Annotated in this window: 11 protein-coding genes; 8 read left to right on the plus strand and 3 right to left on the minus strand. The window is 40.3% G+C overall.

Annotated elements, in window-relative coordinates:
- The first annotated feature begins 12 nt into the window (after positions 1–12).
- Complete coding sequence (hemY, locus tag BFM98_RS08170) at positions 13–1434, plus strand: protoporphyrinogen oxidase (RefSeq protein WP_048391734.1); 1422 nt, start codon at positions 13–15, stop codon at positions 1432–1434.
- A gap of 139 nt (positions 1435–1573) precedes the next feature.
- On the opposite strand, the gene BFM98_RS24535 is transcribed toward hemY, so the two are convergent.
- Positions 1574–3937, minus strand: a complete 2364-nt coding sequence (locus BFM98_RS24535) for a beta strand repeat-containing protein (protein WP_066037079.1) — start codon at positions 3935–3937, stop codon at positions 1574–1576.
- 179 nt (positions 3938–4116) lie between these two features.
- On the minus strand, positions 4117–5202 hold the full coding sequence (locus BFM98_RS08180; protein ID WP_066037080.1) for a glycosyltransferase family 2 protein: 1086 nt from the start codon (positions 5200–5202) through the stop codon (positions 4117–4119).
- A 304-nt stretch (positions 5203–5506) separates the two neighbouring features.
- On the opposite strand from BFM98_RS08180, the gene BFM98_RS08185 reads away from it, so the two are divergent.
- The 6 genes from BFM98_RS08185 to BFM98_RS08210 all read left to right on the plus strand — a co-directional run bounded on the left by BFM98_RS08185 (position 5507) and on the right by BFM98_RS08210 (position 11968).
- Positions 5507–6355, plus strand: coding sequence for a YncE family protein (locus BFM98_RS08185; protein ID WP_254660009.1), 849 nt, complete (start codon positions 5507–5509; stop codon positions 6353–6355).
- Positions 6355–7038: a response regulator transcription factor gene (locus tag BFM98_RS08190; protein WP_004230448.1), complete on the plus strand. Its 684-nt coding sequence runs from the start codon at positions 6355–6357 to the stop codon at positions 7036–7038. The genes BFM98_RS08185 and BFM98_RS08190 overlap by 1 nt, the downstream gene beginning before the upstream one ends.
- A complete protein-coding gene (locus BFM98_RS08195; RefSeq protein ID WP_066037082.1) occupies positions 7035–8423 on the plus strand; it encodes a sensor histidine kinase in 1389 nt (462 codons plus the stop codon). The genes BFM98_RS08190 and BFM98_RS08195 overlap by 4 nt, the downstream gene beginning before the upstream one ends.
- A 3-nt stretch (positions 8424–8426) precedes the next feature.
- Positions 8427–8951 (plus strand): FixH family protein, encoded by a 525-nt coding sequence (locus BFM98_RS08200; RefSeq protein ID WP_004230451.1) that lies wholly within the window; start codon positions 8427–8429, stop codon positions 8949–8951.
- A gap of 121 nt (positions 8952–9072) precedes the next feature.
- Positions 9073–9645 (plus strand): TetR/AcrR family transcriptional regulator, encoded by a 573-nt coding sequence (locus BFM98_RS08205; protein WP_009373269.1) that lies wholly within the window; start codon positions 9073–9075, stop codon positions 9643–9645.
- A 133-nt stretch (positions 9646–9778) separates the two neighbouring features.
- Positions 9779–11968, plus strand: coding sequence for a YhgE/Pip domain-containing protein (locus BFM98_RS08210; protein ID WP_066037083.1), 2190 nt, complete (start codon positions 9779–9781; stop codon positions 11966–11968).
- Positions 11969–12368: 400 nt separating this feature from the next.
- Here the strand turns inward: BFM98_RS08210 and yhfH are convergent, their stop codons facing one another.
- Entirely contained in the window at positions 12369–12494 is a 126-nt protein-coding gene (gene yhfH, locus BFM98_RS08215) for a protein YhfH (protein ID WP_004230455.1), read from the minus strand.
- A 144-nt stretch (positions 12495–12638) separates the two neighbouring features.
- Between yhfH and lplA the strand changes: the two genes are divergently transcribed.
- On the plus strand, positions 12639–13631 hold the full coding sequence (gene lplA / locus BFM98_RS08220; protein WP_048390817.1) for a lipoate--protein ligase: 993 nt from the start codon (positions 12639–12641) through the stop codon (positions 13629–13631).
- Positions 13632–13682: the final 51 nt, after the last annotated feature.

Consider the following 13682-nt stretch of genomic DNA (forward strand, 5'->3'; position numbering starts at 1 on the left):
GAAAAGAAAGTGATGATGTTGGTGACTCAGAAAAGACGAAAGGTAGTTGTCGTAGGCGGTGGCATTACAGGCCTTACAGCTGCGTTCTATATGCAAAAAGAAGCAAGCGCAAAAGAATTGCCATTAGATATCGTACTTGTCGAGTCGTCATTACGTCTTGGCGGAAAAATTCAAACTCTAAGAAAAGATGGCTTTATTATTGAGCGTGGGCCAGAATCTTTTTTTGATCGTGAAAACTATGTCAATGATTTAGCAAAGGATCTTGGGATCGAACAGAAACTATTAACAAGTAATGCGGGTCCAAACTATATAGCTGTTGGTAGTCAGTTATATCCAATACCTAGTCATCTCTTATCTGGAGAGACACCGCATATCTCTTCATTCATAACTTCAGGCTTGTTCTCACTAAGTGGTAAAGTTCGTGCGGCGGGGGACTTTTTCATTCCCCGTTCTACACAGGATGACGATCAACCGTTAGGCGCTTTTTTTAGAAGAAGATTTGGTGCTGAGATAGTGGAAAATCTAGTAGAGCCCCTACTAGCAGGTACATTTGCAGGGGATATTGAGCAGTTAAGTATGAGCTCAACCTTCCCACAGCTTTATAGTTTAGAACAACAATATCGTAGTTTGCTGATTGGTATGAAGAAGTCAGGCACGAATTTCTTAAGCAATCATCACATAGCTGAAAATAAAGGTATCTTTCAAACCTTTAGCAATGGCCTTGAAACACTCATTGAAAGTATAGAAGAATCACTACTTCCGGGGACAGTGATGAAGGGTGTCAAAGTAGAGGAAATAGAGCATGGCAAGGATGGTTCAGTTCAGGTGATGCTCAATAATTTTTCACATATCAAAGCAGATGCTGTTATTATTGCCACCCCCTTTAATATGGCTGAAAAAATGTTTAGTAAGTTAAGTCTATTACATGAATTGGGCACAATGAAGGCTGCTACTATTGCAACCGTTACAATGGCCTTTAAAAAGGAACAACTCGGTGATTTAGATGCACTTTCTTTTTATGTCTCTCGAAATAGTGATTTTTCAATTACTTCCTGCACTTGGATGAATCGAAAATGGCCAGGTACTTCACCAAAGGATTTTGTATTATTACGCAGTTATATTGGTCGAGTGGGCGACGAAGCGATTGTGGCTTTATCGGATACGGAGATCGAAAAAACCGTGCTACAGGATTTACAGAAAACGATTGGTATCGATGGCGCACCTGTCACAACGGTTGTAACACGTTGGAAAAATGCGATGCCACAATATACAGTTGGCCACGAGGCGAAAGTCCTTCGTATCAAACAAGAATTACAAGAACATTTTCCAACTGTAAAGCTTGCAGGAAGCTCGTTTGAAGGAATATCAATTCCAGAATGTGTACAGCAAGGTAAACAGGTTGCGAATGAAGTATTAATGGAAATGTTCAAGTAATGCAAATCAGATAGTACAAACATTTATTATCAATGTTTGTACTATTTTTTATATTGTTACATGAAAAAGAAATAGCAAACCACAAAATAGTGGTTTGCTATTTCTACTAAGAGCTGTATTGTTGATTAATGTCCTAACTCTAAGAAATTCGATGACATGACCAAACAATACCACCAGAGTTAGCGCCGCCTAGTGTAAGAGAGATAGTCAATCCATTTGCTTCATAGAACAAATCAATCGTATCTCCAGCATTTAAATTCACTTCTCCTGCTAAAGTGATTGTGCCATTTCCAAGAACTGCGCGTAAAGTTAATACAAGCGCCACATTGACGTTTAGTACAGGGAACAAGCCACTAATTAAATTTGTAGTAGCATTTTGTCTAATTGCAAATGAAGGGTTTATTCCTGCTCCTAAAGTAACGGTAATAGCCGCAGCAGTGGAGTAGTTAATGGTTGCTTCAAAGGAATACCTACCTGTAGTTGGTACAGTGAATATCCCAGTTGTTGGATTGAAAGCAGGTGTTGTAAAGTATGGTGAAGCAACACTCCAGTTAGTGATTGAAGTAGATCCACTAACAGCCAACGTGTTTTTAAAGGCAGAGAATCCTTCAGTAAACGCAGGCCCAGTAGCACCCGTAGCGCCAGTTACACCAGTCACGCCGGTAGCGCCAGTTACACCAGTAACGCCGGTAGCGCCAGTTACACCAGTCACGCCGGTAGCGCCAGTTACACCAGTCACGCCGGTAGCCCCAGTTACACCCGTAGAACCAGTAACCCCAGTAGCGCCAGTAGGCCCAGTCTCACCCGTAGAACCAGTCAAGCCAGTAGCGCCGGTTACCCCAGTAGCGCCAGTAGGTCCGATTGCGCCAGTCGCGCCCGTAGAACCAGCAACACCGGTAGCCCCAGTTACCCCAGTAGCGCCAGTAGGTCCGATTGCGCCAGTAACACCGGTAGCCCCAGTAGGTCCGATTGCACCAGTCAAGCCAGTAGCCCCGGTTATCCCAGTAGCGCCAGTAGGTCCGATTGCACCAGTAACGCCAGTAGCCCCAGTTACCCCAGCAACGCCGGTAGCTCCAGTAACGCCAGTAGGTCCGATTGCGCCGGTAGCCCCAGTTACACCAGTAACGCCAGTAGGTCCGATTGCGCCGGTAGCCCCAGTTACACCAGTAACGCCAGTAGGTCCGATTGCGCCAGTCGCGCCCGTAGAACCAGCAACACCGGTAGCCCCAGTTACTCCAGTAGTGCCAGTAGCGCCGGTCTCACCCGTAGCCCCAGCAACGCCGGTAGCCCCAGCAACGCCGGTAGCGCCAGTAACGCCGGTAGCGCCAGTTACTCCAGTAGTGCCAGTAGCGCCGGTTACTCCAGTAATGCCAGTAGCGCCGGTTACTCCAGTAATGCCGGTAGCCCCAGTTACCCCAGTCTCACCCGTAGAACCAGTAACGCCGGTTACCCCAGTAGAACCAGTAGCGCCAGTAGCCCCGGTTACACCCGTAGAACCAGTAATACCAGTAGCGCCGGTCACTCCCGTAGAACCAGTAACGCCAGTAGCGCCAGTAACGCCGGTAACGCCAGCAACGCCGGTAGCGCCAGTAACGCCAGTAACGCCGGTAGCCCCAGTTACCCCAGTAACGCCAGTAGCCCCAGTAACGCCGGTAGCCCCGGTTACTCCAGTAGCGCCAGTAGGTCCGATTGCACCAGTCAAGCCAGTAGCCCCGGTTACCCCAGTAACGCCGGTAGCCCCAGTAACGCCAGTAACGCCGGTAGCCCCGGTTACACCAGTAGCGCCAGTAGGTCCGATTGCGCCAGTAACGCCCGTAGCGCCCGTAGCCCCAGCAACACCGGTAGCCCCAGTTACCCCAGTAGCGCCAGTCTCACCCGTAGCCCCAGCAACGCCGGTAGCGCCAGTAACGCCAGTAACGCCGGTAGCCCCAGTTATCCCAGTGGTGCCAGTAGGTCCGATTGCGCCAGTCAAGCCCGTAGCCCCGGTAGCCCCGGTTACACCAGTAGCGCCAGTAGCGCCGGTTACCCCAGTAACGCCGGTAGCCCCAGTTACCCCAGTAGCCCCGGTAGCGCCAGTAACGCCAGTAGCGCCCGTAGGTCCGATTGCGCCAGTAGCGCCCGTAGAACCAGCAACACCAGTAGCCCCAGTTACTCCAGTAACGCCGGTAGCGCCGGTAGAACCAGTAGCGCCGGTTACACCCGTAGAACCAGTAACGCCAGTAACGCCGGTAGCGCCGGTAGCGCCGGTAGCGCCAGTAACACCAGTAGCCCCGGTAACGCCAGTAGCGCCAGTAACGCCGGTAGCGCCAGTAGCCCCAGTAACGCCAGTTACCCCCGTAGAGCCAGTCACACCTGTACTACCTGTAGGTCCAGTTATCCCCCCAGTCGGTCCTGTAGGTTTCACTGGCCAAATTGGACAACTTGGAATAGGACCAGTTTTACAACAACAAGGAAATGAATGACACTTACTGCAAACTCTATCTATAAAATTTCCAAAATGCATAATCTCACCTCCTCTCTCAAATATCGTATTCTGATGAATGATAAGGGAGGTAGACACATAACTATTAATTACTTGTAAATAGAGAGTTATTTATAGATTCGTTGCAACTGTATTTAAGATAATTGGATGTTTATCCTGCAAACAGGAGACGAAACTTTTTAGATGGTGATTGATATTTTTTAAGAGTCTTTGTGATTGATTGTTAAAATACGCTTGAAATATTCTTTATTGTGTAGAATTTTTGGGTCATTCGGAATAAACGAGCCCGCTAATTCATTATGGGCATTGGCTAGTTCATATTGTTGTAAGCGATCGTAAAGAACACAGAGCTGTAAGTGGGGTAGCCATGTAGAAAAGCTTTTGTTTTGAAAGGGCGCATTTGGCTTCTGTTTAATCACTAGAGCTTGCTCATACCAAAATATAGCTTCGTAATTTCTAGATTGTTCCATAAAGTGATAACCTAGGCGACAGCAGGCTTCTGGTCGGGGGATATCGTATTCAAAGCTTCGTAGTATAGCGCTGAAATTGTTTTCTTTATCGTTTAAATGGGAATAGCAATCAGCTAATTTTAAGCAGGCACGTATGTTATCTTCAATCCACCCTAATTTGGACGTTAAAAATAATTCATAATAATAAATAGCTTCCTCAAACAGGCCATGATCTACTAATTCATTAGCAAAATAAAATGTATCACGTGGTGATAGTGTTTCTCCCGTTTCAATCAGTTGTCTATAAATCGTAATATTGCGGGAGTGATCATGGGTTAACGGTAAATGGCTGACAGCAACATCACTATCAAACAACATACCACAAACTTCTAAATATTCATGAACTGCACCAATCCATTGAAATTGCTTTTCCCTCCTGACAAGGCGATATCTTCTTATTAAGGCATCTGCATTTCCCTCATGATCGAAACTTAAATGATAATTCATAGAAACAGCATCAATGTCGGAAGTAAGAGATGCTTTGAGTGCCTTTAATTTTTGGCGGTCTTCCTCTAAAAAAATATCGTCAGCATCAAGCCAGAGGATGTATTCTTTTGTTGCTTGTTGAAAGGAAAAGTTTCGTGCTGCTGCAAAGTGATGTATCCATTTAAAATCAAAAATTCGGTCTGTATATTGTGCAACCACTTGCTTTGTACTATCTGTTGATCCCGTATCAACAATATTAATTTCATCTACTATATCTTTGACAGAGTCAAGACATCGACCAATAACATCTTCTTCATTTTTTACAATCATACATAAGCTAATGGATATCATACTCAAATTCCTCCTTACCATTATCTTTGTAATATATGTAAGGACGGAAATATTGGTTGGATGATTGAACTGTTAGAAGAATTGCGCGCCTGATATGTGAAATGTATTTTCATGGTTTGTCATAAATTTACCTTCCAAGTTTCACCCGAATTTCACAATTGTGAAGTATAGTAAAGGGGCAGAGGTGATAAAGTTGAAAAAATGGGCATTCTTCATTTTTTCGTTACTACAAATTATATGGTTAGCGGGTTGCGCTGAAAAGTCATATGAACCCATTGAAAGGGAACGAAGTTTTATAGCTTCATTGAACATACAAGAGCCATCATTAGATTTTATTGATGAGGATGGGAATATGCTTGCGACATGGTTATTTGATAAGGCTTATTCAGGGGCCGTATTATTAGGAGATGACCAAGTTTTATTATATGGACACCAACTAAATAACATCGACGTCTATACAATATCCACCGGAGAAAAGCTCTATTCAAAAAAAGTAGAGATTGGTACGACCAATGTATACTACGATGACAACATCAAGCAATTTTTTATCACGAATAGTAAAACCAATACAGTGACAAGCTTTGATCAAGAAGGCAATCAGCTAGCTTCACAACAACTTGGCAATTATCCAATGTCAATGACATCGTATAGGGATAAACTATATGTTATTAATTTTAAAGATACAAAGTTATCTGTGTTAAATATGAAGGATTTAAAAATTGAGCAAGAGTGGCCGATTCAAAAATCTGCACATGGAATAGCTGTTCTAGAAGAAACACATGAGCTATGGGTAGGCGGTCATGGGGAAGGAAGTAAGCCAAATAGTTCTGTTAAAAAATATGATTTGACTACAGGTCAACTGCATGGAGAGATTGATATGCCTTTGATGCCAGTAGGATTAAAAAAGACCAAAGATGCTGTTCTTGTTGTAAGTCATGGTCACAACGAGTTATATGTGGCTGACTTTGATGGCCATATCAAATGGCAGCAAGAGGTTGGGGCAAATCCATTTGTAGTGGATCAATTTAAAGATTATATTGTTGTCGCTGGCTATGATGATCACACATTGTATTTTATAAAAGATGGCCAGAAGGAAAAAACAGTTGATGTGGGGAAAGGTGCTTTTCAGCTGTTAGTAAGGGAGGAACAATGATGACAACTGTATTAATAGTTGATGATGAGCAGGATATGCGTAATTTAATTGAAATGATGCTCAATAACTCTGATATAGAGACATTTACTGCCGCTAGTGGAACTGAGGCTTACGATGTAATAGTGCGTGAAAATATAGATTTAGTATTACTTGATGTAATGATGCCACATGAGGATGGTTTTGTTGTTTGTCAAAGTATTCGGGCTATGTCCAATGTGCCGATTATTTTTTTAACTGCACGTGATGCGAATGAGGATAAAGTGAAAGGTCTTACACTTGGCGGAGATGATTATATTGTTAAGCCATTTACACATGATGAACTCGTAGCCAGAATTTATGCTGTATTAAGACGAAGTGGTGCAAATATTACAGAACTACAGCAAAAATACGTAATTTTTGGCTCTATTAAAATAGATGAAATAGCACGAAAAGTATCCGTTGATGGAAAGAGTATTCCACTTACTTTAAAGGAATTTGAACTCTTACACTTATTTATGAAAAATCCAGGAAATGCCTATTCGAGAGAGCAATTATTAGAACGCATTTGGGATATTGATTATGTAGGTGGAACACGCACGGTAGATACACATATTAAAACTTTACGAATAAAGCTTGGAAAGGATGCGGCTTCGCATATTCAAACCGTTTGGGGTGTGGGCTACCGCTTTGATCCTGGCGAATGAAAAAAATTGCCACGCGCATTTGGTTGTTAATTTTCGCCTTTTTAATTATTACCGTCGTCTTTATGTATGTTCTCACAAATTTTTTATATCAACGTTTATATGTACAAGATACAGAAGATACAATGGTCGAGGTTGGATTGAAGCTACAAACAATGTATGACAATGGCAAGGTAACGGATGAATTTATTGCAGATATTGAAGAATTTAATGATTATTCCAATTTGAATATATTTGCGGTAAGGAATCCTCGTGAATTAAGTGCCTGTGTTCCATTTGATATCGATTATGAGACATTGATTGGTCCTGAGGAAAGACAAAAATTATTGGCAGGAAAGTATGTGCAAAAAATTGGGTACGAGCCTCGCTTTGATCGACAACTTATTTCGGTGGTTGTACCACTTGTTGATCAAAATCGATTAGAAGGTATTATTTATATTTATTTCCCACTGGCCAAAATTAGTGAATTGGCAAATAGTGGCGTTATTTTATTGTTTATTAGTGCTTTCATATTTTTAGTAGTTGTTAGCTATTTAATTTATAAAGGGATTCGACATATTATGCGACCATTAAACGATTTACAGCTTGCAGTGGAGCAGATGTCCTATGGGAATTATGAGACTCGTGTACCTGTCAATTCACGAGATGAAATCGGTAAATTATCTAGTACCTTTAATAAAATGGCAGAGGCCATTCAGCAAGAGGATGAAGCACAAAAAACATTCTTGGCAACAGTCTCGCATGAATTACGAACACCGATTAGCTATGTAAAGGGCTATAGCGAAGCCATGCAAAATGGCATCATCACAGAAGGCCAAAAAGAAGAAACCATTCAGCTAATCGTCCGTGAGGCCAATCGCATGGAACGCTTAACAAACGAATTACTTCAGCTGGCAAGAACAGAAAATGAACAAACTGACATTGATTTATATCCAATTCCGTTAGGTGAAACATTACGAGAGGTTCAAAAAATCTTAACGCATCAAGCAAATAAAAAGAACATAAATTTATATTTAGATGTAGATGATGCCCTAATTATTGAAGCGGATGAAGTAAAACTAAAACAAATTTTTATTAACATTATTGAAAATGCGATTAATTACTCGCATGAAAATTCTAAGGTGGAAATTGTTGCTGCTGAAAAGGCTGGTAGTGCACAAATTATCATTAGGGATTATGGAATTGGTATTCCTGTCGAGGATTTAACCCATGTCACTGAACGATTTTATCGTGTTAACAAAGCTCGAAGTCGTGCGGACGGTGGTAGTGGACTAGGTTTATCGATTGTTGAACAGTTATTAAAACAGTTACAAGGAACGTTAGAAATTGAAAGTGTTGTTGAAAAAGGCACATCCGTGAAGATACGGTTGCCATTAATGGAGGATTAAAAGATGAAAAAGTGGTTATTTGCGCTAATTGCAGTCCCTACATTATTAGTAGGATGTGGAGAAAAAAAAGAGGCATTGCCAGAACCAGAAGTACCACAGATCCCAGAAGTTGAAATTTTAACACCAAAAGAAGTAGCACTCAATGAAACGATTGAGCTGGCAGCACATGTTGAACAAGGTGGAAAAAATGTCGATGATGCTGTAGTAGAATTTGAAGTTTGGGAATCAGGAAAACGCGATGAAGGACAAATGATTGATGGGAAATTAGAGCAAGACGGTGTATATAAAGCAACGACTACTTTTGATCATGATGGTGTGTATTATATGTATGCACATACAACAGCTAACGGTGTTCATAATATGCCAAAGCAACAAATTATTGCTGGAAGCCCTGATATGACAAAGGTTGTCCCAGAGGATGAAAAAGCCAATAACAGTATGGATAATAACATGATGGATCATAATAATGACACTTCAGATGATATGGATCATGAGGAAGAGAAAAAAGATGAAAAAAATCATCATTAAAGGCTTGCAATTTTTTTGAAATAGGAATATGATAATGACCAGATGACCGAAATGGTTTTCTGGTCATTTTTATTAAAGTGTACGAGAGATGTACATAACCTAACTAGAAAGGATGTTACTAATGGATCGTAGGCAGGAAATTCTTGAAGCAGCTGCAAAATCTTTTACATTGTTTGGCTACAAGGCAACAACAATGGAGCAAGTGGCTAAAATCGCCAATGTCGGTAAAGGTACGATTTATACATTCTTTGCAAATAAAGAAATTTTATTTCAAGAGATCGCAATGTCACTTGTACGAGAGATGAAAGCGGAAGCAGATGCAGTGTTGGATGCATCAGCAAGCTTTATGGATAATGCGCATAATGCTTTAATGAAAATGCTACAGTTCCGAGAAAAACATCTTTTATTTGCAAAGCTAATCGAGGAAGAAAAAGAATTACGAACACCAGCAGTTAAACAGGTGCTACTACGTATCGAGACTGAAATCTTATCGTATGTCGCAGAGTTAATACAACGACGTATTAATAAAGGTGAAATTAGAGAGTGTGATGCGGAGCTAGTTAGTTACTTATTGCTGAAGGCATATCTTGCTTTTGTTGTCGATTGGCATGAGTTACATGGTGATGTAATCCCTGAAGAAAAGATTCTTAATCTTTTTAAGGAAACTATCTTTCGAGGTTTGATTTTAACTTGATTCGATAAAATACAGCTGTATAAGTATTGAATCAAGTGCTCTTTTTGCAATATTGTCGAGGTTGATTATTTTTTTTGAATGAAAATGACCAAATGACGTTTTCGGTCAAATAGTTTAGGAGTGAGGATATTATATGATTAAAGCTGAGTGGCTGAAGATCTTTAAAACTAGAAAAATGCTTGTGTCAATCATTGCTGTATTATTTATTCCAGTAATGTATGCGGGTATGTTTTTATGGGCGTTTTGGGATCCTTATGCGGGGCTTCCTAATCTTCCAGTAGCTGTTGTTAATGAGGATACTGGTGCTGAGATGGATGGCGTTAAATTAGACTTAGGGGATACCTTGGTCGATAAATTGATAGATAGCGAGCAATTTAACTTTATAAAAGTTTCAAAAGATGAAGCTGAAAAAGGCTTAAATAGTCGTGACTATTATATGATTTTAGAAATTCCAACAAATTTCTCTGAACATGCAACAACACTATTAGATGACAAACCATCAAAATTAGTAATGAACTACATTCCAAACGAGGGATTGAACTTCCTTGGTGCTCAAATTGGTGAGACTGCAATGGATCGTGTACGCGCTGAAGTAAATTCTCAAGTATCAGCGACTTATGCTGAAAAATTATTTGATTCCATTGCAACACTTGGAGATGGCTTTACAGAAGCTGCAGATGGCTCAAATAAGCTAGATGAGGGTGCACAAAAAGTAGCGAATGGTGCAAAAGATTTAAAAGGATATCTGGAGCAACTAGCATCGAGCACAGTTGAACTATCAAATGGTACTGATAAATTAACAAAAGGTGCAGGAGATGCCGCAAAAGGCGCGAATGACTTATCTAGTGGTTTAGTCAAACTACAAGATGGTACTGTTCAATTACAACAGGGTGCACAGCAAGCTGCAAATGGAGCAACGAGCCTTGAACAGGGGTTATCACAATATACACAAGGTGTTGCAAAAGTTGGTGCTGGTTTAAACACTTTAAACGACAAACAACAGCAAATTAGTGCAGGTGCAGCATCTATTGCTGAGAATGCCGGTGCATTGAATGGTGCAGCAACTCAATTAACAGCGGGATCTGCAAAAGTAGAGGCAGGCATTACAGCTCTATCAAATCAATTACAAACGATGATGGCTTCAATGCCTGAAGAGCAAGCAGCAGCGTTGAAACAAACATTAGCGGAACTACAGGCAGGTAGTGCTAGTGTGCATAACGGTTTAACATCCTTATCAGCTGGTACAGAAAAATTACAAGCTGGTGCCAATCAAGTAAGCTCTGGGGCAACTCAAATTGCAGCAGGTCAAGCAGAAGTGCTAGCTGGTGCGAATGCATTAACAGCTAAAAGTAATGCTTTATTGGAAGGTGCAAAAGGTCTACAAGCAGGTAATGCTACATTAGCTGCAAAATTAGGTGAACTACATGCAGGTGTGAATACAGCTGTAACAGGTTCAAAAACATTAGCATCTGGTTTAAATGAATTAGCGAATGGTACAACAACATTAAATCAAGGTACTTCAACACTTGCTTCAAAATCTGGTGAGCTAGCACAAGGATCTGCAACACTTGCAGATGGTTCGACGGAGCTTGCAGATGGTACAGCTACTTTATCTGGTAAATTAGGTGAGGCTAGTGAAAAAGCAAATGAAGTTAAAGCAAATCAAGACACGTATGATATGGTAGGTAGTCCAGTTGAAGTTGAAAAAGAGTCTGTAAACCATGTTCCTAACTATGGTACAGGTTTTGCACCGTACTTTATTTCTCTAGGTTTATTCGTAGGTGCATTATTAATTTCAATTGTGTTCCCACTTGTTGAACCTGCTATTCGTCCTAAAAACGGGGCATCTTGGTTTACAAGTAAAGTGACTGTACTAGCAGTCGTAGGTTTAGTGCAAACATTACTAACAGTAGTTATTGTCAAATGGGGTCTAGGCCTCGAAGTGAATAACATGGGCTACTTTATCTTAACAGCCTTATTAACAAGCTATGTATTTTTAGCCTTAATCCAAATGCTTGTTTCGATCTTTGGTGACCCTGGTCGTTTCATGGCAATTGTTGTACTAATTTTACAATTAACAACAAGTGCAGGTACATTCCCATTAGAATTAATACCTTCACCATTACAAGTATTTAACAAGCTATTACCGATGACATATACAGTTCAAGCATTTAAATCAAGTATTTCTACTGGTGATACGTCATTCTTAATGCAAAACTATGGAGTTCTAGCTGGCTTCTTAGTAGCATTCTTAGCGATCACATTTGGTTACTTTATGCTACTGCACAATAAACGTTACTCTAAAGTAGCTGAAGAAAACTAAACATGAAGCACTCACCTAATGTACGGTGAGTGCTTTGTTGTTCATAGGAGTTATGTAATAATTCTTCAGCCTCAAATGACATAAATAAAAACGAAGTTATCTATAGAAAATTTATGAAAAAAAGTATGGATTTCCATTGTGGGCCATTTGCTTTTTAAGTGGGCGAGCTGCTCCCTCGGGACGCTGGCAGAACGGAAATCCCCTTCCCTTGCCAAAAGGTCTTTCTCTGCTAGTGATTGTCTTTTTCAAAAACATAAAAACAACAGCTGATATGAGCGTATCAGCTGTTGTTTTTTGTAAGTGTAAGAGATTTAATTAAGGGTTCATCAAAATATGATGAAGGGTGTCATGATTGCTACGTGTGGGGCACGTATATGACTATATCAGAATAGGCAAATGCTTATAGGTGGTTACATTTTTCACAAGTGTTGCTGTAGCATTCGCTTTGTTCTTCCATTTTTTCACCGCACTCAGTACATTGCTTAGCAGGTAAATTCTTGAAAAATTCAACTACGTTTTCTAACATTGTGGACTCCTCCTTTAAGTTCATCTGTACTATTACTGTTTTGATATTTTCTAGTGTATTATAACAGATGCTTTTCGTCAACACAAAATGCCTAATTTACGGTAAAATAAATATGGATATTTTGTGAAGGAGGAAACGTGAACTATGATTTTCGTTGATAATAAAGGGATCCATGATCCACGTATTAATCTTGCTATTGAGGAGTATTTGTTAAAAACAATGGACGTTGAGAAAGAGCCAGTGCTCCTTTTCTATATTAATCAACCGTCTATCATCATCGGTAAAAACCAAAATACGATTGAAGAAATCAATACAGACTATGTAGAGGACAATGGCATTATTGTTGTGCGCCGTCTTTCAGGTGGTGGTGCTGTTTATCATGATTTAGGCAATCTTAACTTCAGCTTTATTACAAATGATGATGGCGATAGCTTTATGAACTATAAAAAATTCACGCAACCAGTTGTTGACGCTCTAGCAAAAATGGGTGTGAATGCAGAGCTCTCAGGACGTAATGATATACTAGCAGAGGGACGTAAAGTTTCAGGAAATGCTCAGTTCTCTACAAAAGGACGTATGTTCAGCCATGGTACATTGATGTTTGATACAGAAATCGATGCGGTTGTCTCAGCCTTAAAGGTCAAAAAGGATAAAATCGAATCAAAAGGTATTAAATCAATTCGCTCACGAGTAGCAAACATTTCAGAGTTTTTAAAAGAGCAAATGACAGTTGAGGAATTCCGTCTTGAAATTTTAAAATCCATTTTTGGCGGGGAAGAAAATATTCGTTATTATGAGCTAACCGAAGATGATTGGGCAAATATCCACAAGCTATCAGAGGAACGCTATCAAACTTGGGAGTGGAATTTTGGGAAATCACCTCGCTTTAATATTCAAAAAACACACCGATTCCCAACAGGAGGCATTGATATTCGCCTAGAAGTAAATCATGGTGTGATGGAAGAAGTGCATATTTTTGGAGATTTCTTTGGTGTCGGTGATATGGCTGATATAGAACAGCGCTTAGTTGGGACAAACTATGACAGAGCTGCAATTGCTAAGGCATTAGCAGACATTGATATCCCTACATATTTTGGTGGAATTTCAACTGAGGACTTTTTACAATTAATTTATTAAGGAAAATACGGTTTCATGTAATGTTTTAGCCTAAAGGTTCGCTGACAATTA

Source organism: Lysinibacillus sp. AR18-8 (assembly GCF_001705465.1).
Classification (GTDB): Bacteria; Bacillota; Bacilli; order Bacillales_A; family Planococcaceae; genus Lysinibacillus; species Lysinibacillus capsici.

What these genes read in the sequence shown, in the direction of transcription:
- BFM98_RS08200 (WP_004230451.1), top strand. Translation starts at nt 8,427, where the DNA reads ATGAAAAAGTGGTTATTTGCGCTAATTGCAGTCCCTACATTATTAGTA.
- BFM98_RS08205 (WP_009373269.1), top strand. Translation starts at nt 9,073, where the DNA reads ATGGATCGTAGGCAGGAAATTCTTGAAGCAGCTGCAAAATCTTTTACA.
- lplA (WP_048390817.1), top strand. Translation starts at nt 12,639, where the DNA reads ATGATTTTCGTTGATAATAAAGGGATCCATGATCCACGTATTAATCTT.
- BFM98_RS08180 (WP_066037080.1), bottom strand. Translation starts at nt 5,202, where the DNA reads ATGATATCCATTAGCTTATGTATGATTGTAAAAAATGAAGAAGATGTT.
- BFM98_RS08190 (WP_004230448.1), top strand. Translation starts at nt 6,355, where the DNA reads ATGACAACTGTATTAATAGTTGATGATGAGCAGGATATGCGTAATTTA.
- BFM98_RS08210 (WP_066037083.1), top strand. Translation starts at nt 9,779, where the DNA reads ATGATTAAAGCTGAGTGGCTGAAGATCTTTAAAACTAGAAAAATGCTT.
- BFM98_RS08195 (WP_066037082.1), top strand. Translation starts at nt 7,035, where the DNA reads ATGAAAAAAATTGCCACGCGCATTTGGTTGTTAATTTTCGCCTTTTTA.
- hemY (WP_048391734.1), top strand. Translation starts at nt 13, where the DNA reads ATGATGTTGGTGACTCAGAAAAGACGAAAGGTAGTTGTCGTAGGCGGT.
- BFM98_RS24535 (WP_066037079.1), bottom strand. Translation starts at nt 3,937, where the DNA reads ATGCATTTTGGAAATTTTATAGATAGAGTTTGCAGTAAGTGTCATTCA.
- yhfH (WP_004230455.1), bottom strand. Translation starts at nt 12,494, where the DNA reads ATGTTAGAAAACGTAGTTGAATTTTTCAAGAATTTACCTGCTAAGCAA.